Origin of the sequence: Streptomyces parvus, from assembly GCF_014648875.1 — a bacterium.
GTDB classification, from domain to species: domain Bacteria; phylum Actinomycetota; class Actinomycetes; order Streptomycetales; family Streptomycetaceae; genus Streptomyces; species Streptomyces parvus.
The window spans coordinates 368,677-389,853 of the sequence record NZ_BMRY01000003.1 but is presented as its reverse complement, the minus strand read 5'-3'; the positions used below and the strand labels follow the sequence as shown (position 1 = coordinate 389,853).

Genomic DNA, 21,177 nt, shown 5'->3' with positions numbered 1-21,177 from the left:
GTCAGCTCAGTGCGAGCCAGGCCACCGCACCGAGAACGACGACGACCGCGATCACGGCCGCGATCACCCCGACTCTCGGCCCGGACGAGGTCGCCGCGGGCTGCTGCCGGCGCTGCGGCTCGCCCTCGTCGACGAAGGCGCGGAACATCTGCGTGCTGCCCGCCGGGTCGTGGTTGCCCTCGGGGCCCGGCTGAGGGGCGTGGGGGTTGTGTGCCATGGGGCAGGACCCTAGCGAACTCGGGCTCCCGGCCCAACCCCCGGGGCCATCCGGGCACCCCTCTCTACCTGCGGCGGCGCATCCAAAGATCGCCCGAGGATCGCCCGAGGATTGCCTAAAGATCGTCCGAAAATCACACGGACAAAGGAGCGGAGACCGGCAGCAGACCGGCGGCACCCGCGCTTGACCTCGACCCTACGGAGGCTTTTGCCTTCCTTTACTTCTGCAAGGCCGTTTTCGTTTGCCTGTAGCAACCAACAGCTTCTATCGTTGCCCTAAGCAACAACATAGTCGTGAGTGTGCTGGGGGTTCCCGTGGCCGCACGGAGTAGTTACGAGGAACTGGCCCGGCAGCTCAGCGCCGTCGGGGCCGTCAAGAGGGGGCTCGCCCGAGCGCTTCCCCCCGAATGCCCCGCGGGATCCGCCGCCGTACTGACCCTCCTGGACCGGCACGGCGAGATGCGGATCAGCCGGCTCGCCGAGCTGCTGTCCGTGGACATGTCGGTGACCAGTCGCCACGTGGCCCATGTGGCCGATCGCGGCTGGATCGAACGGTCCCCGGACCCGGCGGACAAGCGGTCCCGCATCCTGCGGCTGACCCCTGGCGGCCACGCACAGCTCGACGAACTGACCCGGCGGACCACCGAGGTGTTCGCCCACAACCTCCAGGACTGGTCCGACGACGACGTCGGCCGGCTCATCGCGCTGCTGTCCCGGCTGCGCGACAGCTTCGCCTGTCGCGGATCCGGTGGCTGCGTCCCCGGACGTCACACCGGCGAGTGCAGGACCGGCCTCGGCGACGAGGCTCACGCCCGTACACCTGTGTAACAGAAGCAAATACGCACGGATAAGGAACTCAATGGCTACGACCACACCCACCGGTGTGCGGGGCGGCCACGCCAAGCACGGAGGGCACGGCGGCGGCAACGCCTCCGGCGCCTCCGACGGCACGCCGATGACACACCGGCAGATCATGGAGGCGCTGACCGGGCTGCTGCTCGGCATGTTCGTCGCGATCCTGTCGTCGACGGTCGTCTCCAACGCCCTGCCCGAGATCATCTCCGACCTCGGCGGCGGCCAGAGCGCCTACACCTGGGTCGTGACGGCCTCGCTGCTGGCCATGACCGCCACCACCCCGCTCTGGGGCAAGCTCGCCGACCTCTTCAGCAAGAAGCTGCTGGTCCAGATAGCCCTGGTCATCTACGTCCTGGGCTCGGTCGTCGCCGGTCTGTCGACCAGCAGCGGCATGCTCATCGCCTGCCGCGTCGTCCAGGGCATCGGCGTCGGCGGTCTCTCCGCCCTCGCGCAGATCGTCATGGCCGCGATGATCGCCCCGCGCGAACGCGGCCGCTACAGCGGCTACCTGGGCGCGGTCTTCGCCGTCGCCACCGTCGGCGGCCCGCTGCTCGGCGGCGTCATCACCGACACCAGCTGGATGGGCTGGCGCTGGTGCTTCTACGTCGGCGTGCCCTTCGCGGTCATCGCGCTGATCGTGCTCCAGAAGACCCTGAAGCTCCCGGTCGTGAAGCGCGAGGGCGTCAAGGTCGACTGGTCCGGCGCGTTCTTCATCAGCGCCGCCGTCTCCCTGCTGCTGGTCTGGGTGACCTTCGCGGGCGACAAGTACGACTGGCTGTCGTGGCAGACGTACGTCATGGTCGCGGGCTCGGTCCTGCTCGGCCTGATCTTCGTGTTCATCGAGTCGCGGGCCAAGGAACCCATCATTCCGCTGCGCCTCTTCCGTAACCGCACCATCACGCTGGCCTCGATCGCCTCACTGTTCGTCGGCATCGCGATGTTCGCGGGCACCGTCTTCTTCAGCCAGTACTTCCAGCTGGCGCGCGGCAAGTCGCCGACGATGTCCGGCGTCATGACCATCCCGATGATCGCGGGGCTCTTCCTCTCCTCCACGATCTCCGGCCAGGTCATCACCAAGACCGGGCGCTGGAAGGCGTGGCTGGTCACCGGTGGCTTCCTGGTCACGGCCGGGCTCGGGCTGCTGGGCACGATCCGGTACGACACCCCGTACTGGCACGTCGCGGTCTTCATGTTCGTCATGGGTCTCGGCATCGGCATGATGATGCAGAACCTGGTCCTCGCCACGCAGAACCAGGTCGCTCCCGAGGACCTCGGTTCCGCCAGCTCCGTCGTCACCTTCTTCCGCTCCCTCGGCGGTGCGATCGGCGTCTCGGCGCTCGGCGCGGTCCTCGGCAACCGGGTCACCCAGTACGTCAAGGACGGCCTCGCCGCGCTCGGCCCCGAGGGCGCCGAGCTCGGCCACGGCGGCACCGGCGGCGGGGGCATCCCCGACCTGGACAAGCTGCCCGAGCCGTTCCGCGTGGTCATGGAGTCCGCGTACGGGCACGGCGTCGGCGACGTCTTCCTGTACGCCGCTCCGTGCGCGCTCATCGCCTTCATCGTGACGATCTTCATCAAGGAGGTCGCCCTGAAGACCAGCGCGGCGAACGACGCCCCCACCGAGGCGTCGGACCAGGCGTCTGACCGGGGGACGGCTCCCGCTCCGGCCGGCGTCGAGACCGCCGAGGTTCCCGTACCCGCCACCGTCGGCGCGGCCGGTCTGGTCTCCGAGGGCGCGGCCGGGGTCACCTCGGTCGACACGGCGGAAGCCCCTCAGGACATCGTTCAGGGCACCCCCGTCCACGGTGTGGTGCGCGGCGCCGAGGGCGCTCCGGTCGCCCGCGCGGCCGTCACCCTGATCTCGCTGGGCGGCCGGCAGCTCGGGCGCTCCGTGGCCCGGACCGACGGCGGCTACACCCTGGACGCCCCCGGCTCCGGCAGCTACGTCCTGATCGCCTCCGCCGACGGTTTCCAGCCGCAGGCGTCCACGGTGGTCGTCGGGGACGAACCGCTGGCCTTCGACATCCTGCTGTCCGGTACGAGCGGACTGGCCGGGACCGTCAGGGCCGCCGAGTCCGGCGCACCCGTCGACGGGGCGATGGTCATCGTGACCGACGTCCGGGGCGACGTACTGGCCACCGGCGCCTCCGGCCCGACCGGTGAGTTCGCCTTCGGCGAGCTGATCCCGGGCTCCGTGACCGTCGCGGTCAACGCGGCCGGCTTCCGGCCGCTGGCGCTGCCGGTGGAGATCGGCGGCCAGGGCGTCACCCGTGTCGAGGCCGCCCTGCGGTCCGGTGCGCTGGTCCGGGGCACCGTGCGGGCCGGGTCCGCCCGGGGTCCGCTGGCCGACGCCCGGGTCACCCTGATCGACGCGGCGGGCAACGTGGTCGCGACCGCGACGACCGGCGAGGACGGGGCGTACGCCTTCACCGACCTGGACGCGGGCGAGTACTCGGTCATCGCGACCGGCTACCCGCCGGTGGCCGGCTCCCTCACCGTCAGCGGTACGGGAGTCGACGGGCACGACATCGAACTCGCCCACCCGGGCGAGTGACGGTCCCTCACGTGAGCACGTGCTCCTGTGCACGTGAAGAGCACGGGCTCACGTGAAGGGATCGCGAAGACCCCTGGTCGGGCGGCACTTCCAGCGGAGAGGCTGTCGCGACCGGGTGGAAAGGGGCCCCGGTGGCGGGTACGGCAGGCAGGGGACGGCCGGCCGTGACCGCCCCGGGGCCCGACTCATGTGACCCCCACGTTCCGTCAGGTTCCGTCGCTGTCCGACGGGGCACCGGGTCGTCGGGGCGTCGCACGCGGGTCATCGAGTCATCGAGCCAAGGCTTCTGGGAGAGATACGGATGGGACTTCGCGCACAGGTACGGACGCGGGACGGCTGGGCGGTCCAGCACGCCGTCGTGACGGTCACCGACATGACCGGCGCCCAGGTGCTGCGGGCCGCGGCCGACGAGGACGGGACCGTCCGCACGGACGGCGCCCTGACGGCCGGCGCGTACACGGTGATCGTCACGGCGGTCGGGTACGCCCCCGCCGCCTCCACCGCCCTCGTCACCGCGAGCGGCCGGATCGAGGCCGGGCAGATCGTGCTGGCCCGGCAGGGCGGGGTGGAGCTGCCGCCGCCGGGCGCCTGGTCCCTGGACCCCGCGCACTCCTCGGTGGGCGCGGTCGCCCAGCACCTGGGGATCTCCAGCGTGCACGGCCGGTTCACCGACTTCGGCGGCCGGATCGAGATCGCCGAGGAGGTCGGGCGCTCCCGGGTCGACGCGGTGATCAGGGCGGCCAGCATCGACACCGGCAACGCCATGCGGGACAAGCACCTGCGCTCGCCGGACTTCCTGGACGTCGACCGGTATCCGGAGATCGCCTACAGCTCCACCGCGCTGGACCCGGCGGGACCGGACCGCTGGACCGTGCACGGCGAGCTGACCATGCACGGCGTCTCGCGCCCCGTCGACCTGGACCTGAGCTACCTCGGCACCGGGCCCGACCCGTGGGGCGGGGTGCGCGCGGCCTTCCACGCCACCGCCGAACTGCGCCGCGACGACTTCGCGATGAACTACAACCAGGTCGTCCAGGCGGGCATCTCCGCGATCGGCACGACCCTGCGCGTGGAGCTGGACATCCAGGCGGTGCAGGGCGAGGCGCTGCCCATGGCGTGACCCGGTCCGCCTCGCCCCGGTCGTGGGCCGGGCCGGCCCGCGCCGGTGGTGGGCGGGGCGCTTCCCGGGTGGTCGCACGGCCCGGTCGTAGGGTGGTGGGCATGGCACCGAACATCGCGACCAACACCGCCGTGGACCTCGACGAGTTGCTGGCGTTCGTACGCCCCCGGCACCGGGCGGTCCTGCTCACCACCCGGGCCGACGGCCGCCCCCAGGGGTCCCCGCTGACCTGCGGTGTGGACGACTCGGGGCGGATCGTCATGTCGACGTACCCCGAGCGCGCCAAGACCCGCAACGCGCGGCGCGACGAGCGGGTCAGCGTGATCGTGCTGTCGGACGAGTGGGACGGGCCGTGGGTCCAGGTCGACGGCGCGGCGGAGGTCATCGACGCCCCGGACTCGGTCGAGCCGCTGGTGGAGTACTTCCGGAACATCTCGGGGGAGCACCCGGACTGGGACGAGTACCGGGCGGCGATGCTGAAGCAGGGCAAGTCGATCATCCGGGTCACCCCGGAGCGCTGGGGCCCCGTCGCCACCGGCGGCTTCCCGGCCCACCTGGCCCCGGGGAGCTGACCGCGCGATGAGCGAGAGCAGCGGACCGCCCCCTTCGGTCCTCGCCTGTGGGCTGCCCGTTCCGCCCCCGCCGCTGCCCGCGCCCGATGCCCTCGCGCGGGCCCGGCTGCTGGTCGCGTCCTCGCTGGAACCCGACCTCGTACGGGAGTTGGAGCGGATCACCGGGCGGCGCGCGGAGCCCCTGACGGACGTTCCGCCTCCCTCCGACGCGCCCCTCCTCTGCGTGGGCGACGCACTGCCCGACGCCCTGCGGACGGACCGGCTGCTCTGGTTCCACAGCGTCAACGCGGGGACGGACCCGCTGCTCGCCGGGGGCCCTTGGCCCGCCCCGGCGCTCCTGACCCGGACCGTGGGCCGGATGGGCGAGCGGATCGCCCAGTACGTCCTGGGCTGGATGCTCGCCGAATGCCAGTCCGTACCGGAGTTCACCGAGCAGCACGCCCGCGCGCACTGGGAGCGCCTTCCCTCGGAACTCGTCGCCGGACAGACCGCCCTGGTCTACGGCACCGGCCGCATCGGCGCGGCGGTGGGGCGGCTGCTGGCGGCCTGCGGGGTGCGGACCGTGGGCGTCGCCCGCACCACACGGTACGGGCCGGCACCGGGCACCGACCGCGTGGTGCCGCCGGGTTTCGACCGGCTGATCGGGGCCGCCGAGGACACGGCTGTGCTGGGTGAGGCCCGTTGGGTCATCTCCACCCTGCCGTTGACGGCCACCACGGAGGGCTTCTTCGGGGCCGAGCGGTTCGCGGCGGTGCGCGGGGCGACGTTCGTCAACGTGGGTCGCGGCGCGACCGTGGACCTGGGGGCGCTGGAGACCGCGCTGCGGGACGGCCGGGTGCGGCGGGCGGTGCTGGACGTGCTGCCCGCGGAACCGGCCGCGCCCGAGGACCCGGTGTGGCAGCTGCCCCGTACGGTCATCACCTCGCACTCCGCGGGGGTCACCACCGACGAGGACATCGCCGTGGACTTCGCCGCCTGCTGGGAGGACGTGACGACGGGCCGCCGCCCCGGGCTGACGGTGGACACGGGACGCGGCTACTGAACCGAGGACCCGTCAGGCAGGTGGGGGCTACTGAGCCGCGGACCCCGTCCGGTCGCGGACCGCCTCGATGCCCGCGATCAACAGGTCCAGCGCGAAGACGAAGTCCCGCTCGCGCATCTCCTCGACCGTGTCGCCGCCCCGGGCCGCCATCAGGTCGTCGGACGCCTCGACGATCTGCCGCAGGTGCGGCTGGGCCCTGATCGTTCCCATCGCCTGCTGGTGGTACTCGTCCTGGGTGAGCCCGGTCGCGTCGCACCGCGCCTTGAAGTGGCCCTCGACGGTGCCGAATCCGTACACGAACTGGAAGACCGCCGAGAGCGCGCCCGTCTGCCGCTCCAGGGGCAGGCCGGTGGCCCGGACGATGTCCTGGACGGCGTACGAGAACAGCATGGAGTTCGGGCCGATGTTGAGGAACGTCCCGGCCAGCGGCGAGATCCAGATGTGGCGGACGAGCAGTTCGCGGTAGCTGCGGGCCAGGGCGCGCAGCCGGTCCTGCCAGTCGGCGTCCTCGCGGGGCGGGGCGATCTCGGCGTAGACCGAGTCGAGCGCAAGCTCCAGGAGGTCGTCCTTGGTGTCGACGTACCAGTAGAGGGACATCGCGGTGACGTCCAGCTCGGCGGCGAGCCGGCGCATCGAGAACTTGGCGAGTCCGTCGGCGTCCAGCAGCCGTACCGACGCCTCGGTGATCCGGTTACGGTCCAGACCCGCCGGGGACTCGGTCCGGCGCGAGCGCGAGGGGGCCGTCCGGCCCAGCCACACGCTGGTCCGCGCGGCGGCGTACTTCGAGCCGCCGGACGACGCGGAAGCGGGACCGGCAGAAGAGGCTGATGCGGGCGCGGGCGCAGACTCTGACGGCGCAGACTCTGACGGCGCAGGCCCTGACGTCGGCTCGGACGCGGAATCGGGTTCGGAACCGGGCCCGGACACCATGCGCACTCTCCTCGTCGTGCTCGGATCGGCCACCGAGCGGTCCTGCCGAACGCCGGGCCGTGCGGGCCCGCCGGAAGACGGCGTACCGGACGCTGACGGTCCGGTACGCGCGTCTTCTCCGATGCTATGCCGCCGGTCCCGTCGATTCTGCCCGGTCCCCCGCCTGCGAAGCGTCTGCCTCCGGTTCCTCGGCCCCCGGCTTCCCCGCCGCCTCCATCCGCTCGGCCCGGCGCAGCAGGAGCGCTGCGAGCAGGCCGCCCGCCAGCACCGCCACCGCGCCGACGAGCTGGCTGGTCTCCAGGCCCGCCGCGAACGCGTCCTTGATCTGCTCCCGGGCGGCGGGCCCGTCGGCGGCGGCCAGGGCCGCGGGCAGCGAGGCGGCGCCGACGGCGGCCGGGACGAGCGCGGCGAACCGGGCGTTGAGGACCGCGCCGAGCACCGCGACCCCGAGGCCGTTGCCGAACTCCGCGAGCGTGCCGTTGACGCCCGCGCCGACCCCGGCCTTCTCCGGTGGGATGGCGCTCATGATGGCGTTGGCCATCGCGGGCATGGCGAGGGCGACGCCCGCACCCATCACGATCAGGCCGAACAGCATCCCGCCGTACCCGCCGTCGCGCCCGCCCAGCACCGCGATGGCCACCAGGCCGGCCGCCAGACAGCTCATCCCCGCCGCGATGACGGCGGGCGTGCCGAACTTCCGGACCATCCGCGCGCCGACGCCCGTGAGGTTGAGGGCTACCACGGTGAGCGCCATCGGGGCCGTCCGCAGACCCGCCTCCAACGGCTCGTACCCGAGGACGAACTGCAGGTGCTGGGTGAGCAGGAAGAGCGAGCCGGTCATCCCGAAGGCGACCAGGATCGCGCCCGCCACCGCGCCGACGAACTTCTGGTTCCGGAAGAAGTGCATGTCGAGCATCGGGTTCGGGATGTGCAGCTCCCACAGCACGAATCCGGCCAGCACGGCCACGCCGAGGAAAGCCGTCAGCAGCACCCGGCCGGAGCCCCAGCCGTGCTCGGGCCCGGAGATGATCGCGAAGACGGCGGCGGTCATGCCGATCGTGGAGAGCAGCGCGCCCAGCAGGTCGGGGCGCTGCCCCTGGCCCGTCTTCGACTCCGGTACGAGCCGGACGACGGCGGCCAGGGCGATCAGGACGACCGGGATGTTGATGAGGAAGATCGCGCCCCACCAGAAGTGGTCGAGGACGAATCCGCCGAACAGCGGGCCCGCCGCGAAACCGAGGGACGAGACGGTCGACCAGATGCCGATCGCCTTGACGCGTTCGGCGTCGTCGAAGATCTGGACCACGACGGCGAGCGTCGTGGTGAGCAGCAGCGCCCCGCCGACGCCCATCCCGGCACGGGCCGCGATGAGCTGGCCGGAGGACTCGGCGAGTCCGGCCACGAGCGAGCCGACGCCGAACAGGGCGAGGCCCACCATCAGCATCTTCTTCCGCCCGTAGCGGTCCGCCGAGCTGCCCGCGGTGAGCAGCAGACCCGCCTGGACGAGCGAGTAGGCGTTGATCATCCACTGCACGTCGGCGGTGGAGGCGTGCAGCTCCGAGGTCAGGGAGGGGATCGCGACGTTGAGGACGGTGTTGTCGAGCAGCACCACGAGCTGGGCCAGGCAGATGACGCCGAGGATCAGCCAGCGTTGCGGATGCCCCTGGTGGGAGGTGTCGGGTCGCTCTGCGGCGGGCGCCGTCATACGGGCTCCTCGGTCGTGGTCGTACGGCGTACGGGACTCTTTCTTGTACACCGTAAGACGATCCTGTACGGCGTACAAGTCGATTTCTTCGAGCCGGCCCCGTCGCGCCGCCGGGACCCGACAGCCGACCCGGCGGTACGGTTCTCGACGCTGACCTGACAAGTTTTCTGACCAAGTGCGCGATTTCCGGCCATTGGGAGAGCCATGTCGCTGCGTCGCCGCTCGTCTCGTGTCCCTCAACTCCTGCTCGCCGCGTCCCTCCTGGGAGCTCTCCTCGCACCGCCCGCCGCCGCAACCTCCGCCCACCGCTCCGCGCCGGGCGGAACCGACGGGGCCGGCGAGGGCCTGCCGCTGCGGGTCGCCACGTACAACATCCATGCCGGTGCGGGCATGGACGGCGTCTTCGACCTGGACCGGCAGACCGCCGAACTCCGTTCACTGAACGCCGATGTGATCGGTCTTCAGGAAGTCGACCGCCACTGGGGTTCCCGCAGCGAGTGGCGGGATCTCGCGGGTGAACTGGCCCGGCGGCTGCGGATGTACGTCTCCTTCGCGCCGATCTACAGCCTCGACCCGGCCGAACCGGGCGGGCCCCGGGCCGAGTACGGGGTGGCCGTGCTGTCGCGGCACCGGATCGTGAGCGCCGAGAACCACGAGATCACCCGCCTCTCGACCCAGGACCCGAACCCGGTGCCCGCGCCCGCCCCGGGGTTCGGCGAGGTCGTCGTACGGGTACGGGGGCTGCCGGTGCACGTGTACGTGACCCACCTCGACTACCGCCCGGACCCCGCCGTCCGCGTCGCCCAGGTCGCCGACACCCGCCGGATCATGGCCGAGGACCGGGGCCCGAAGATCCTGCTCGGCGACCTCAACGCCGAGCCCGCCGCCCCCGAACTCGTCCCGCTCTGGCGGGAGCTGACGGACGCGGATCCGGACGCGCCCACGTTCCCGGCCCAGGACCCGGTCAAGCGCATCGACTTCGTGGCGGTGTCGAAGGACAGGGCCGGTGTGCGGAGGGCGTGGGTGCCGGAGAGCCTCGCATCCGACCACCGGGCAGTGGTGGCGGACCTGCTGTTACGGAGGCGGTGACCGCGGAGGGCGATGAGTTCAGGTCGCTCCCGGAGTCTCCTTTTTCGGTTCGAATGCTTCCTTTTGCGGCTCGGACGCGTCCTCCTCACCGAGGGCCGCCGTGAAAGACCACGCGGTACACGCGGAACTCGCGGTGCCGGACGAACGAAGGATGGTCATGACCACCACCACCCTGCACGAACTGCTGGACACCCACATCGCCGCGGGGTCGATGCCGGGCGCGGTGGCGCTGGTCGCCCGGGACGAGCGGGTCGAGGTCGTGTCGGCCGGTACGGCCGGCCTCGCCGGGTCCGCGCCGATGCGGCGGGACTCGCTGTTCCGCATCGCCTCGATCACCAAACCGATCGTGGCCGCGGCCGCCATGGCGCTCGTCGACGACGGTCTGATCGCCCCCGCCGACCCGGTCGCGGCCTGGCTGCCCGAGCTGGCCTCGCCCCTGGTCGTCCGGACCCCGGAGAGCCCGGTCGACGACGTGGTGTCGGCCGTCCGCCCGATCACCCTCCTGGACCTGCTGACCTTCCGGGCCGGCTACGGCTTCCCGTCCGACTTCTCGCTCCCGGCCGTCGCCCCGCTGTTCGAGAAGCTGAAGCAGGGGCCGCCGCAGCCGCAGACCGGTCTCGCACCGGACGCCTGGATGGCCGAGCTCTCCCGTATCCCGCTGCTCCACCAGCCGGGCGACGGCTGGCTCTACAACACGTGCTCCGACATCCTCGGCGTCCTCGTCGCCCGGGTCGCCGACCGCCCGCTGCCCGCGTATCTGGCGGAGCGGATCTTCGAGCCCCTCGGCATGAAGGACACCGGGTTCTGGGTGGAGCCCGCCGCGCTGGACCGGTTCACCAGCTCCTACCGGGCCGGGGCGGGCGGGGAGGGTGGCGGGGGTGAGGGCGGTGGCGGGGCCGAGCCCGAGCTCGTCGACGCCCCGGACGGGCAGTGGAGCAGCCCTCCCGCGTTCCCGTCCGGCGCCGGGGGCCTGGTCTCGACCGTCGACGACTGGTACGCCTTCGGCCGGATGCTGCTCACCGAGGGTCTGAACGACGCCGGTGACCGGGTACTGGCCGGCGAGTCCGTCCGCCAGATGATCACCGACCACCTGACCCCGGAGCAGCGCGCCGCGAGCGGGCTGTTCACGGAGGGCCAGGGCTGGGGGTTCGGCGGGGCGGTGGACGTCGAGATCGCGGCCCCCTGGAACGTGCTCGGCCGCTACGGCTGGGTCGGCGGCACCGGCACCACGGCCCACGTCATCCCGGCCACGGGCACGGTCGCCGTCCTGCTCACCCAGATGGAGATGGGCGGACCGGCCGCGCCCGAGGTGATGCGGGACTTCTGGACGTACGCGGCCGGGTTCTGAGCCCGCTTCCCGACCCGGCCGCGTACGCCTCGATCCCTCAACTCGTGGGCTGCGTCAGGTCGTAGAACGTGGCGCTGCCGACGGTGACCTCGGTGAAGTTCTCCGTCACCCAGGAGGTGATCCGGGAGGAGGTTCCGGAACCACCCGTGCCACCGGGGCCGCCGCCCGTGCGGCCTCCGCCTTCGCCACCCGTTCCGCCGCCCATGCCGCCGCCCATTCCACCGCCGGAGACGAAGTAGTGGATCTTGCCCTCCGCCACGTACTTCTTGAACTGGGCGAGCGTCGGCGACGGATCGCTCCCGTTGAAGCCGCCGATCGCCATCACCGGGTCACCGGTGGCGAGTTGGTAGCTGGCCGCGTTCTGCGCGCCGACGGCTGCGGCGACCCAGGTGTAGTCGTCCGCCCCCTTCGTCAGGAGGGCCTTCGCCTCGGCGTCGACGTTCGCGCCGTTCAGCAGGCCGCCCATGCCGCCGCCTCCGCCGCCACCCCTCATGCCTTCGCCGAAGCCGGGGATGTTGCCGGTACCGCCGGGTGGGGTGCCGCCGCCCGGCAGAGTGGGCATGCCGCCCGGCGCGTTCCCCTGCTGGTTCCCCTGCCCCTGCCCCTGGCCCTGGCCCGGGAACTGGCCTTGGCTCTGCCCCTGGCCCTGGCCCTGGCCGGGAGGCTGTTGCCGCATGCCGCCGCGCTCCCCGCCGTCACCGTCACCGCCGCCGGGCCCACCGGGGCCTCCCCGGCCGCCACCGGGTCCGCCCATGCCGAACCCGGCCGAGGGACCGGCCGTCACGATCGAGCCCTGGTGGCCGCTGTTCAGGGTGTTCACGGTGTACGCCGCCGGCCCCGCCAGCGACGCCGCGCAGCTCAGCCCCACCACGGCGACGGCCAGGCCCCGCCCGCCGAACCGCCCCACGACCAGCAGCCCGAGCGCTCCGACGATCCCGCCCGCGAGCACCGCCCACCGCAGCCACGGCAGGTAGTCCGGGGTGCGGCCCAGAAGGACGTACGCCCAGAGCACCGTCGCGAGGACCGTGCCCGCGAGCACCGCACGCGGCCACCAGGCCGACCGCTCCTCCCAGAGCACCACCACCCCCATGGCGACGAGGGCCGCGACGTACGGGGCCAGAGCCACCGTGTAGTACTGGTGGAAGATCCCGGCCATGAAGCTGAACACCGCGGCGGTCATGACCAGCGCACCGCCCCAGGCGATGAACGCCGCCCGGGCGGAGTCCGTCCGCCCCGCCTTCCGGGTCAGCCACAGACCGGCCACCAGCAGGATCAGCGCGGCCGGGAGCAGCCAGGCGATCTGGCCGCCGACCTCGGAGTTGAACATCCGCCCGATGCCGGTCTCGCCCCAGCCACCGCCACCACCACGGCCGCCGCCTCCGCCGACGCTTCCGGTCTCCTCGCCGTTGATGCGGCCGAGCCCGTTGTAGCCGAAGGTCAGCTCCAGGAAGGAGTTCTTCTGCGAGCCACCGACGTACGGCCGCGAGGACGCGGGCATCAGCTCGACGATCGCGACCCACCAGCCACCGGTGACCACCATCGTCAGTGCGGAGAGCGCGAGTTGGCCGAGCCGCTTCCGTACGGGAACGGGGGCGCACACCGCGTACAGCACGGCCAGCGGCGGCAGGATCAGGAACGCCTGGAGGGTCTTCGTGAGGAACGCGAGCCCCACCGCCGCCCCCGCCCACAGCAGCCACTTCGTCCGCCCCTGCTCCAGCGCCCGCAGCACGCACCACACGGTGACGGTCATCAGCAACGCCAGCAGCGCGTCCGGGTTGTTGAAGCGGAACATCAGCGCGGCGACCGGCGTCAGCGCGAAGACCCCGACCGCGATCAGCCCGGCGACCGGCCCGAAGCGACGGCGTACCGCGGAGTTGAGCACGGCCGCCGTGGCGAGCGCCATCAGGACCTGGGGGGCCAGGATCGCCCACGAGTTGAGCCCGAACATCCGCACCGACAGGGCCATCGGCCAGAGCGCGGCGGGCGGCTTGTCGACGGTGATCGCGTTCGCGGAGTCCAGCGAGCCGAAGAAGAGGGCCTTCCAGCTCTGGCTGCCCGCCTGAACGGCCGCGGAGTAGAAGGAGTTGGCGTATCCGGAGGCGCTGAGGTTGTAAAAGTACGCGAGGCCGACGGCGAGCAGCAGCCCGTACAGCGCGGGGCGCGCCCAGCGGGGACCGGCACCGCGATCGGGTTCCGGAGGTGCGGCGGCGGCGGTGATCGTGGCCGTGGTCATCGGACGTCCTCGGAGTCGGAATCGGAGTCGGGTTCGGAGTCGGGTTCGGAGCAGGCGCGGGCCGGGAAGACCCAGGCGCGCAGGAGCAGGAAGCGCAGCACGGTGGCGGCGAGGTTGGCGGTGATCAGCACGGCCAGCTCCGTGCCGTGCGAGGGCGATCCGGAGGCCGCGCCGAGCGCCGCGAGGGAGCCGCTGGTCAGCGCGAGGCCGATGGCGAAGACGACCAGGCCCTGGGCCTGATGGCGGACGGCTCCGCTCCGGCCGCGTACGCCGAAGGTGAGCCGGCGGTTGGCGGCGGTGTTGGCGACGGCGGAGACGAGCAGCGCGCCGCCGTTGGCGACCTGCGGGCCGACGCCGAGCCGGAAGAGGGAGTAGAGGGCCAGGTAGAAGAGGGTGGACAGGACGCCCACGGCACAGAATCCGATGAGCTGGCGGGCCAGTCCGCGCTCCACGCCGGTCAGCGCCCGGTCCCGCGGATCGTCCCCGAAGGGCCGGGCCAGACGGTCCAGCGGCAGCGCGCCGACCGCCAGCGCCCGCCCCACCCGCCACACGCCTTTCAGGTCCTCGGTGGCCGTCCGCACGATGTGGACGGTCGAGTCGGGGTCGTCGATCCAGTCGACGGGCACCTCGTGGATCCGGAGCCCGGCCCGTTCTGCGAGGACCAGCAGCTCGGTGTCGAAGAACCAGCCGCTGTCCTCCACCATCGGCAGCAGCCGCTCGGCGACCTCGCGCCGGATCGCCTTGAACCCGCACTGGGCGTCGCTGAAACCGGCGGCGAGGGAGGAGCGCAGGATCAGGTTGTAGGCGCGCGAGATGAACTCCCTCTTCGTTCCCCGCACCACCCGCGAACTCCGGGCCAGCCGGGAGCCGATGGCCAGGTCGGAGTGGCCGGAGATCAGCGGGGCGACCAGCGGGAGGAGCGCGTTGAGATCGGTGGAGAGGTCGACGTCCATATAGGCGAGGACCGGAGCGTCGGAGGCCGACCACACCGCCCGCAGGGCCCGCCCGCGCCCCTTCTCCTCCAGCCGTACGTACCGCACCCCGGGCAGCTCGGCGGCGAGCGCGACGGCCACGGCCGGGGTGGAGTCGGTGCTGGCGTTGTCGGCGACCGTGATGCGGAAGGGGTACGGGAAGGTCCGCGCGAGATGGCCGTGGAGTCGGACCACGCAGGGCTGGAGGTCCTTCTCCTCGTTGTAAACGGGGACGACGACGTCGAGCACGGGGACGGCGGAGGCCGCGGCGACCGGCTGCCGGGCCGGCAGATGCTCCCGGCCCGGCAGCTGGCCGTGGACCCTGCCGTCCCCGCCATCCCCGGCGTCCCTGCTGCTGCTACTGCGGCGGCCGGTCGTTCCGGGGCCGCTCCGGAGGCTGCTGTCGGTGGTCATGACTCCGACAGTCGCCAACCGCGCTGTCACACCGGTGTGGTGAGCCTGTCCCCGACCTGTGAGTCGACTTCCGGTGCACCCTGCGCAGGTACGCCGTCCGCAGATACGGCCTCCGTCGGCAGCTCGACCGCGAAGACCGTGCGGCCCGGACCGGACTCCACCGCCACCCGCCCGCCGTGCGCGGAGACGACGGCCTGCACGATGGCGAGGCCGAGCCCGGTGGAACCGGTCGCTCCGCCACCGTCGGCGCCCCGCGCCCGTGAGGCGTCCCCGCGCGCGAACCGTTCGAAGACGTGCGGCAGCAGCTCCACCGGGATCCCGGGCCCGTCGTCGCGCACCAGCAACATCACCGGCCCGACACCGCGTACGGGCGGCTGTACGGAGACCGTGACGGTGGTCCCCGACGGGGTGTGCGTGCGGGCGTTGGCGAGCAGGTTGACCAGCACCTGCTGGAGCCGCTCGGGATCGGCGCGTACGGTCACGGGCTCGGCCGCGTCCGGGAGTTCGAGCCGCCAGTGGTGCCGGCCGCCCGCGTCCGTTCCTCGTTGGTCCGCCGCCCGGGCGTCGCTCACCGCGTCCACGACCAGCGGCAGCAGATCGATGCTGCCGTACGAGAGCGGACGTCCGGCGTCCAGCCGCGCCAGCAGCAGCAGATCCTCCACCAGGCCCGTCATCCGGTCCGCCTCCGACTCGATCCGCCCCAGCGCGTGCCGGGTGACCGGGTCGGGCTCCTGGCCCGCCCCTCCCCCGCCCGCGCGGCGGGTCAGCTCGGCGTACCCGCGGATCGAGGCGAGCGGCGTGCGCAGCTCATGGCTGGCGTCGGCGACGAACTGCCGGACCCGTGTCTCGCTCTCCTGGCGGGCGGCGAGGGCCGAACCGACGTGCCCCAGCATCCGGTTGAGCGCCGCGCCCACCTGCCCCACCTCGGTACGGGGATCGGCCTCGGCGTCGGGGACGCGTTCGAGGAGCGCCACCTCCCCGCTGTGCAGGGGGAGTTCGGAGACCCGGGTGGCCGTGGCGGCGACCCGGCGCAACGGTCGCAGGGCCACCCCGACGAGCACGGTGCCCGCGATCGAGGCGGCGATGAGCCCGGCGGCGGTGACGCAGATCTCGACGACGATCAGGGTGGTCAGCGCCCCGCTCACCTCGGCACTGGGGATGCCGACGAGGACGGTGTACCCCTCGGCGGTGGTCGTGGCCTCGACCCGGTAGCCGCCGAGCCCGGGCAGGTCGACGCTCTGGGCCCCTTCGCCGGTCTCCGGAACGGCAGCCTCCAGCGCGCTCCGCTGCTCCGCGGTCAGCGGCTTCGCGCTCTCCTGGGCGCGGAGGCCGCTGTCCTCGACGACCTTCGACGCGGTGATGTCCCCGTCGCCGTCGACGAGCGCCCCGAACGTACCGAGCGGCTGCCCGCCCCCGCCGACGAAGCCGAGCGGGCCCGCCTCGCGCAGCGTCTCGGGCAGTGGGAGGGGGCCGGGCGGCCGCCCGGCGCGCTCGACGACGGAGTGCAGCTGGTCGTCGAGTTTGCCGTACATGTAGCTGTGGAAGGCGATCGCGGTGACGGACCCGATGACAGCCGCGACGACGGCGATCAGGGACACGGCGGAGACGACGAGCCGGGTCCGCAGCGTCCAGGGCCGCCTCAGCACTCCCCCCGCCCGGCCCCTACTCACCGGGCTTGATCAGGTACCCCGCGCCGCGCCGGGTGTGGATCATCGGCGTACGCCCGGCGTCGATCTTCTTGCGGAGGTAGGAGATGTAGAGCTCGACGACGTTGGCCTGGCCGCCGAAGTCGTAGTTCCAGACCCGGTCGAGGATCTGCGCCTTGCTGAGCACGCGGCGCGGGTTGCGCATCAGGAAGCGCAGCAGCTCGAACTCGGTGGCGGTGACGTGGATGGCCTCCCCGCCCCGCCACACCTCGTGGCTGTCCTCGTCGAGCACCAGGTCCCCGACGGTGAGCGTGGACTCGCCGCGCCCGGCGGCGACGGCCGAGCCCGAGCGGCGGATGAGCCCGCGCAGCCGGGCCACGACCTCCTCCAGGCTGAACGGCTTGGTGACGTAGTCGTCGCCGCCCGCGGTGAGCCCGGCGATCCGGTCCTCGACGGCGTCCCGGGCGGTCAGGAAGAGCACGGGCACGTCGGCGTACTCGCGGCGCAGCCGGCCCAGCACGGCCAGCCCGTCCATGTCCGGGAGCATCACGTCCAGGACCACCGCGTCCGGCCGGAAGTCACGCGCCGCCCGGACCGCCGCCGCCCCGTCCCCGGCACTGCGCACCTCCCACCCCTCGTAACGCAGGGCCATCGAGAGCAGCTCGGTGAGCGGAGCCTCGTCGTCCACGACCAGGACCCGCACGGGGGTACGGTCCGGCCTGAGCAGTTCGGTACGCCCCTGGGGCGAGGTCGTCGTCGTCATGGGGCCCACTCTGTGAGGCGCCCGTGAGAGAAGCCTGACCCGATTCTGTGAATTCCCTGAGAAAGCGGCGGGAGGGCCCGTCGGTTTCCAGGCGTCCGGTTCCAGGCGCCCGGTTCCAGGCGTCCGGTTCCAGGCGTCCGGTTCTAGGCGTCCGGAATGTCGAACAGCGCGGCGGCGTTCCCGTGACAGACCGCCCGCAACCACCCGTCACCCAGCCCGAGCCGCTCCAACGCCTCCAGCTGATGGACGTACGGGTAGGGGATGTTCGGGAAGTCGGTCCCCAGCAGGATGCGGTCCCCGAGGCCGGCGAGCCGCCCACGCTCGGCCGCCGGGAAGGGGCTGAGCCGCTCGCTGAAGTCGGTGAACGCCATGGTCGTGTCGAGCCGGACCTCCGGATAAGCCTCCGCCAGCGCCAGGAACTCCGCGTACTCCGGCATCCCCATGTGCGCGACGATCAGCCGCAGCCGCGGGTGGCGGGCGAGCAGCCGCCCGATCGGCTCGGGCCCGGTGAACTTCCCGGGCGCGGGCCCGGAACCGCAGTGCATGACCACCGGAATCCCGGCCTCCGCAAGCAGCCCCCACACGGGGTCCAGCAACGGATCATTGGCGTCGTAGGCACCCACCTGAAGGTGCGACTTGAACACCCGCGCCCCCGCCTCGACGGCCTCCTTCACGTACACCTCGACGCCCTCCTCCGGGAAGAGGGTCGCGGTGTGCAGGCAGTCCGGGGTCCGGGCGGCGAAGCCGGCGGCCCAGCCGTTCAGCCAGCGGGCCATACCGGGCTTGTGCGGGTAGAGCATGGCGGTGAACCGGACCACCCCGAACGCCCGCAGCAGGCCGAGCCGCCGCTCCTCCTCGTACCGGTAGGTGATCGGCCACTCCAGCCCGGTGAGCGGCCCGGCCGCGTCGAAGTAGGCCCACACCTTGCGCAGGACCTGCTCGGGCATGAAGTGGGTGTGCACGTCGATGATCCCGGGCAGTCCGAGCCGCTCCCGGAACCGCACCACGTCGTCGCTTTCCGTCTCCATGCGCAGCCCTTTCACCGGTCGTTCCGGACAACCCACCCGGTCGTCCGCATCGACCCACCCGATCGTTCAGAACAACCCACCCTGCACACCACCGCCGCCGATGTCGATGAGGGGGACACGTACATCACTCCCGGACTCCGCGGCCAGGTCCCACCCGGTGATCAGCCGCGTATCCAGCACGACCACGCCCCCGCCCGTCACGGCGAGGTGCAGATCGGGCCCGGCCGCCGCGACGAGCCGCCCCGCGACGACACCCCCGTCGACGAGCTCCCGCACCGCTCGAACGGGCGCAGATACGGGCAGGGGCACGGGCCCGGACTCGGTCGCCCGGCCAAGCCCGAAAATCCCCACCTGATCGACGACTTCGAGGGGCAGCCGCTCCAACGACTCGGGCCAGCCCCGCCCTTCGAGCGCCGCCGCCCGCGCGTACAGCTCGGCCACCTCGGCGGCCCGCTCGTCCGTGTCGGCGAGGTGCCCGCGCTCGACACGCTTCCTGGCGTACGGGATCCGGTCGGGCACCCCGAGGGCCGCCCGCAGCACCTCCTCGGTCCGCCGGGCCGCCATGAGGGGCCCGCGCCCCAGCCAGCTGAAGGCCACGGCCCCCTGCTCCCGCAGCCGGGCGGCCCCGCGCTCCTCCCCGGTGATCCCGACCTTGACCAGGCCGGGCCCGAACCAGGCGAGATACACGCGGTACGTCCGGGGGTCGTCCGCCATCGTGTCGGCGGCCACCGAATGCGCCCGGTCCAGCCGCGCGCACTCCGCGCACCGCCCTCCGGTGGACCGCCCCGGCACCACGGCCCCCAGCGGGCAGACGTTCCCCCGGGCGCCCACACAGTGCCGCTCCCCGGCGGCCCGGAACCCGAGGCCGGCCCCGTACGCGAGCACACTCACCCGCCGCCGCCCGCCCCTGCTCCACCCCAGCTCGGGCACCTCCCCGGGCCACCGCACCCCGGCACACCACCACCCGCCACCGGATCCCCGGACCGCACACGTCATCCGGAGATGCTAAGCGCGCCCTCCGACACCCTCGATCCCACCGACACCGCCGACGCCACCGACACTCCCGGCGCTGCCGACGCCACCGACGCCTTCGATCCGCCGCCGCATCGCGACCATGCGCCGTACGAAGCGCCGGTTGAACCAGATCATCCAGCTCATGAACGCCACGCCGAAGCCGAGCGTCCACAGCCCCGCCGGCACATCGCCGGAGATGAACCAGAGCAACGGCGTCCCCAGGAAGATCACCCCGAGCATGGGAAAGGCCCACCGGCGACTGCGCCGCAGCTTCTCCTCCCGCCGCCGGATCAGCCGGACCATGGCCTCCTGCTCGGCCGGGTCGTCGGGCAGCTCGCCGTTCTTCGCGATGCGGCGCTCCAGCTCAGGCACCCTTGCCGGCTCGGTGCCCACGGCCTTCGCGTCCCGCCGCCTGCGCCGCATCAGGAACCACGTCAGGAATCCGGCGTAGAAGACACCGCCGACCAGCGCCTCCGGCCACGCGGACCAGCCGCGGAACCCCAGCCGGACGGCGACCCCGATCACCAGCACCAGCAGCCCGACGGCCCACCACTGATCACGCCAACGCCCTTGCTCCGCCTGCCCCTTCGCGCCCATCGTGTCCACCTCCGAACGGAGGGGCGCCCAGCACGCCCCGTAATGCGTCGGCTACCCCGCCCCCGCCACGGCGAACGGCCGCTCCCACCTCCGTTCCCCTCCCCGTTAGGATCCGGACCATGGCGCTGACCCGGAACCAGATGGACCAGTTCGAGGCTGCCATGCCCCGCCTCAAGGCCATCGCCTACCGCCTCCTCGGCTCGGCGAGCGATGCCGAGGACGCCGTACAGGACACGTTCCTGCGCTGGCAGGCCGCCGACATCGACCGCATCGAGGTCCCCGAGGCCTGGCTGACGAAGGTCCTCACCAACCTCTGCCTCAACGAGCTCACCTCGGCGCGCGCCCGCCGCGAGACGTACGTGGGCCAGTGGCTGCCCGAGCCGCTGCTCGCCGGTGACCCGATGCTCGGCCCGGCCGACACCGCCGAGCAGCGCGAGTCGGTGTCGTTCGCGGTCCTGGCCCTGATGGAGCGGCTCTCCCCGAACGAGCGGGTGGTGTACGTCCTGCGGGAGGCGTTCGCGTACCCGCACGGGAAGATCGCCGAGATCCTCGACACCACGGAGTCCGCGAGCCAGCAGCTGTTCCACCGCGCCAAGAAGCACATCGCGGCGGGCCGGACCCGTACCGAGATCGACGAGGCGGCGGCCCGGCGGATCGTCGAGGAGTTCCTCACCGCGGCCACCAGCGGCCGGACCGAACCGCTGGTCGAACTGCTCACCGCGGACGCCATCGCGATCGGCGACGGCGGCGGGAAGGTGCCGGCCCGCGCGAAGGCGTTCGAGGGGGCCGTGGCCGTCGCGAAGTTCATGCGGAGCCTGTTCACCCCCAACCAGGCCGCGCGCCGTCTCATCGGCGGTACGGCGGAGATCCACATCTCGTCCGCCAACGGGCTGCCCGCCCTGGTGGTCCTCGTCGACGGCCGGGTCATCGGCGTGGTCTGCCTGGAGTTCACACCGGAGGGCATCGCCGCGTTCCGCAGCCAGGTGAACCCCGACAAGCTCGAACGCGCGACGCGCCAGTGGGCGGCGTCGGACCACGGAGCCCCCCTCTTCCGCATCCACGAAAACATGTGATCCACAT

General features: G+C 72.5%; 18 protein-coding genes. 8 read left to right on the top strand and 10 right to left on the bottom strand.

Features of this window, described 5'->3' with window-relative positions; genetic code table 11:
• Position 1 precedes the first annotated feature (1 nt).
• On the bottom strand, positions 2 to 217 hold the full coding sequence (locus IE140_RS12020; RefSeq protein ID WP_032764704.1) for a hypothetical protein: 216 nt from the start codon (positions 215 to 217) through the stop codon (positions 2 to 4).
• Positions 218 to 531: 314 nt separating this feature from the next.
• On the opposite strand from IE140_RS12020, the gene IE140_RS12015 reads away from it, so the two are divergent.
• The 5 genes from IE140_RS12015 to IE140_RS11995 all read left to right on the top strand — a co-directional run bounded on the left by IE140_RS12015 (position 532) and on the right by IE140_RS11995 (position 6,359).
• Positions 532 to 1,044 carry a MarR family winged helix-turn-helix transcriptional regulator gene (locus IE140_RS12015; RefSeq protein WP_032764703.1) on the top strand — a complete coding sequence of 171 codons (513 nt, stop codon included), beginning with the start codon at positions 532 to 534 and terminating at the stop codon, positions 1,042 to 1,044.
• A gap of 127 nt (positions 1,045 to 1,171) precedes the next feature.
• Positions 1,172 to 3,625 (top strand): MFS transporter, encoded by a 2,454-nt coding sequence (locus tag IE140_RS12010; protein ID WP_483027950.1) that lies wholly within the window; start codon positions 1,172 to 1,174, stop codon positions 3,623 to 3,625.
• A 301-nt stretch (positions 3,626 to 3,926) separates the two neighbouring features.
• Positions 3,927 to 4,745: a YceI family protein gene (locus IE140_RS12005; protein ID WP_093440902.1), complete on the top strand. Its 819-nt coding sequence runs from the start codon at positions 3,927 to 3,929 to the stop codon at positions 4,743 to 4,745.
• 101 nt (positions 4,746 to 4,846) lie between these two features.
• Positions 4,847 to 5,317 (top strand): PPOX class F420-dependent oxidoreductase, encoded by a 471-nt coding sequence (locus IE140_RS12000; protein ID WP_093440904.1) that lies wholly within the window; start codon positions 4,847 to 4,849, stop codon positions 5,315 to 5,317.
• Between the two features lie 7 nt (positions 5,318 to 5,324).
• Complete coding sequence (locus IE140_RS11995) at positions 5,325 to 6,359, top strand: NAD(P)-dependent oxidoreductase (protein ID WP_229826753.1); 1,035 nt, start codon at positions 5,325 to 5,327, stop codon at positions 6,357 to 6,359.
• Between the two features lie 27 nt (positions 6,360 to 6,386).
• Here the strand turns inward: IE140_RS11995 and IE140_RS11990 are convergent, their stop codons facing one another.
• Together IE140_RS11990 and IE140_RS11985 are read right to left on the bottom strand one after the other, a co-directional pair.
• Positions 6,387 to 7,289 (bottom strand): TetR/AcrR family transcriptional regulator, encoded by a 903-nt coding sequence (locus tag IE140_RS11990; RefSeq protein WP_373296157.1) that lies wholly within the window; start codon positions 7,287 to 7,289, stop codon positions 6,387 to 6,389.
• Between the two features lie 124 nt (positions 7,290 to 7,413).
• Positions 7,414 to 8,994: a DHA2 family efflux MFS transporter permease subunit gene (locus tag IE140_RS11985; RefSeq protein WP_150197078.1), complete on the bottom strand. Its 1,581-nt coding sequence runs from the start codon at positions 8,992 to 8,994 to the stop codon at positions 7,414 to 7,416.
• A gap of 204 nt (positions 8,995 to 9,198) precedes the next feature.
• Between IE140_RS11985 and IE140_RS11980 the strand changes: the two genes are divergently transcribed.
• Both IE140_RS11980 and IE140_RS11975 read left to right on the top strand, forming a co-directional pair.
• Positions 9,199 to 10,083 (top strand): endonuclease/exonuclease/phosphatase family protein, encoded by an 885-nt coding sequence (locus IE140_RS11980; protein WP_093440912.1) that lies wholly within the window; start codon positions 9,199 to 9,201, stop codon positions 10,081 to 10,083.
• Positions 10,084 to 10,240: 157 nt separating this feature from the next.
• Positions 10,241 to 11,431 (top strand): serine hydrolase domain-containing protein, encoded by a 1,191-nt coding sequence (locus tag IE140_RS11975; RefSeq protein WP_189460360.1) that lies wholly within the window; start codon positions 10,241 to 10,243, stop codon positions 11,429 to 11,431.
• 37 nt (positions 11,432 to 11,468) lie between these two features.
• Here the strand turns inward: IE140_RS11975 and IE140_RS11970 are convergent, their stop codons facing one another.
• The 7 genes from IE140_RS11970 to IE140_RS11940 all read right to left on the bottom strand — a co-directional run bounded on the left by IE140_RS11970 (position 11,469) and on the right by IE140_RS11940 (position 20,097).
• Positions 11,469 to 13,664: a glycosyltransferase family 39 protein gene (locus IE140_RS11970; protein WP_150196694.1), complete on the bottom strand. Its 2,196-nt coding sequence runs from the start codon at positions 13,662 to 13,664 to the stop codon at positions 11,469 to 11,471.
• Entirely contained in the window at positions 13,661 to 15,049 is a 1,389-nt protein-coding gene (locus tag IE140_RS11965) for a bifunctional glycosyltransferase family 2/GtrA family protein (protein ID WP_150196693.1), read from the bottom strand. Before IE140_RS11965 ends, IE140_RS11970 begins: the two co-directional genes overlap by 4 nt.
• Positions 15,050 to 15,075: 26 nt before the next feature.
• The gene (locus tag IE140_RS11960; protein WP_150196692.1) at positions 15,076 to 16,695 is read right to left on the bottom strand and encodes a sensor histidine kinase; all 1,620 of its coding nucleotides are present in this window, start codon (positions 16,693 to 16,695) and stop codon (positions 15,076 to 15,078) included.
• 16 nt (positions 16,696 to 16,711) lie between these two features.
• Positions 16,712 to 17,458, bottom strand: coding sequence for a response regulator transcription factor (locus tag IE140_RS11955; protein WP_010071439.1), 747 nt, complete (start codon positions 17,456 to 17,458; stop codon positions 16,712 to 16,714).
• Positions 17,459 to 17,601: 143 nt separating this feature from the next.
• On the bottom strand, positions 17,602 to 18,486 hold the full coding sequence (locus IE140_RS11950) for an amidohydrolase family protein (RefSeq protein WP_150196691.1): 885 nt from the start codon (positions 18,484 to 18,486) through the stop codon (positions 17,602 to 17,604).
• Positions 18,487 to 18,552: 66 nt separating this feature from the next.
• A complete protein-coding gene (locus IE140_RS11945; protein WP_189460357.1) occupies positions 18,553 to 19,482 on the bottom strand; it encodes a DUF2797 domain-containing protein in 930 nt (309 codons plus the stop codon).
• 9 nt (positions 19,483 to 19,491) lie between these two features.
• Positions 19,492 to 20,097 (bottom strand): hypothetical protein, encoded by a 606-nt coding sequence (locus tag IE140_RS11940; protein WP_150198575.1) that lies wholly within the window; start codon positions 20,095 to 20,097, stop codon positions 19,492 to 19,494.
• A gap of 119 nt (positions 20,098 to 20,216) precedes the next feature.
• On the opposite strand from IE140_RS11940, the gene sigJ reads away from it, so the two are divergent.
• Positions 20,217 to 21,170: an RNA polymerase sigma factor SigJ gene (sigJ, locus tag IE140_RS11935; protein WP_150198572.1), complete on the top strand. Its 954-nt coding sequence runs from the start codon at positions 20,217 to 20,219 to the stop codon at positions 21,168 to 21,170.
• Positions 21,171 to 21,177 lie beyond the last annotated feature (7 nt).

Bases quoted from the DNA above. Each gene is read 5' to 3' on its own strand.
- IE140_RS12020 (WP_032764704.1), bottom strand. From the start codon at position 217: ATGGCACACAACCCCCACGCCCCTCAGCCGGGCCCCGAGGGCAACCAC.
- IE140_RS12010 (WP_483027950.1), top strand. From the start codon at position 1,172: ATGACACACCGGCAGATCATGGAGGCGCTGACCGGGCTGCTGCTCGGC.
- IE140_RS12005 (WP_093440902.1), top strand. From the start codon at position 3,927: ATGGGACTTCGCGCACAGGTACGGACGCGGGACGGCTGGGCGGTCCAG.
- IE140_RS12000 (WP_093440904.1), top strand. From the start codon at position 4,847: ATGGCACCGAACATCGCGACCAACACCGCCGTGGACCTCGACGAGTTG.
- IE140_RS11995 (WP_229826753.1), top strand. From the start codon at position 5,325: ATGAGCGAGAGCAGCGGACCGCCCCCTTCGGTCCTCGCCTGTGGGCTG.
- IE140_RS11990 (WP_373296157.1), bottom strand. From the start codon at position 7,289: ATGGTGTCCGGGCCCGGTTCCGAACCCGATTCCGCGTCCGAGCCGACG.
- IE140_RS11985 (WP_150197078.1), bottom strand. From the start codon at position 8,994: ATGACGGCGCCCGCCGCAGAGCGACCCGACACCTCCCACCAGGGGCAT.
- IE140_RS11980 (WP_093440912.1), top strand. From the start codon at position 9,199: ATGTCGCTGCGTCGCCGCTCGTCTCGTGTCCCTCAACTCCTGCTCGCC.
- IE140_RS11975 (WP_189460360.1), top strand. From the start codon at position 10,241: ATGACCACCACCACCCTGCACGAACTGCTGGACACCCACATCGCCGCG.
- IE140_RS11970 (WP_150196694.1), bottom strand. From the start codon at position 13,664: ATGACCACGGCCACGATCACCGCCGCCGCCGCACCTCCGGAACCCGAT.
- IE140_RS11965 (WP_150196693.1), bottom strand. From the start codon at position 15,049: ATGACCACCGACAGCAGCCTCCGGAGCGGCCCCGGAACGACCGGCCGC.
- IE140_RS11955 (WP_010071439.1), bottom strand. From the start codon at position 17,458: ATGACGACGACGACCTCGCCCCAGGGGCGTACCGAACTGCTCAGGCCG.
- IE140_RS11950 (WP_150196691.1), bottom strand. From the start codon at position 18,486: ATGGAGACGGAAAGCGACGACGTGGTGCGGTTCCGGGAGCGGCTCGGA.
- IE140_RS11945 (WP_189460357.1), bottom strand. From the start codon at position 19,482: ATGACGTGTGCGGTCCGGGGATCCGGTGGCGGGTGGTGGTGTGCCGGG.
- IE140_RS11940 (WP_150198575.1), bottom strand. From the start codon at position 20,097: ATGGGCGCGAAGGGGCAGGCGGAGCAAGGGCGTTGGCGTGATCAGTGG.
- sigJ (WP_150198572.1), top strand. From the start codon at position 20,217: ATGGCGCTGACCCGGAACCAGATGGACCAGTTCGAGGCTGCCATGCCC.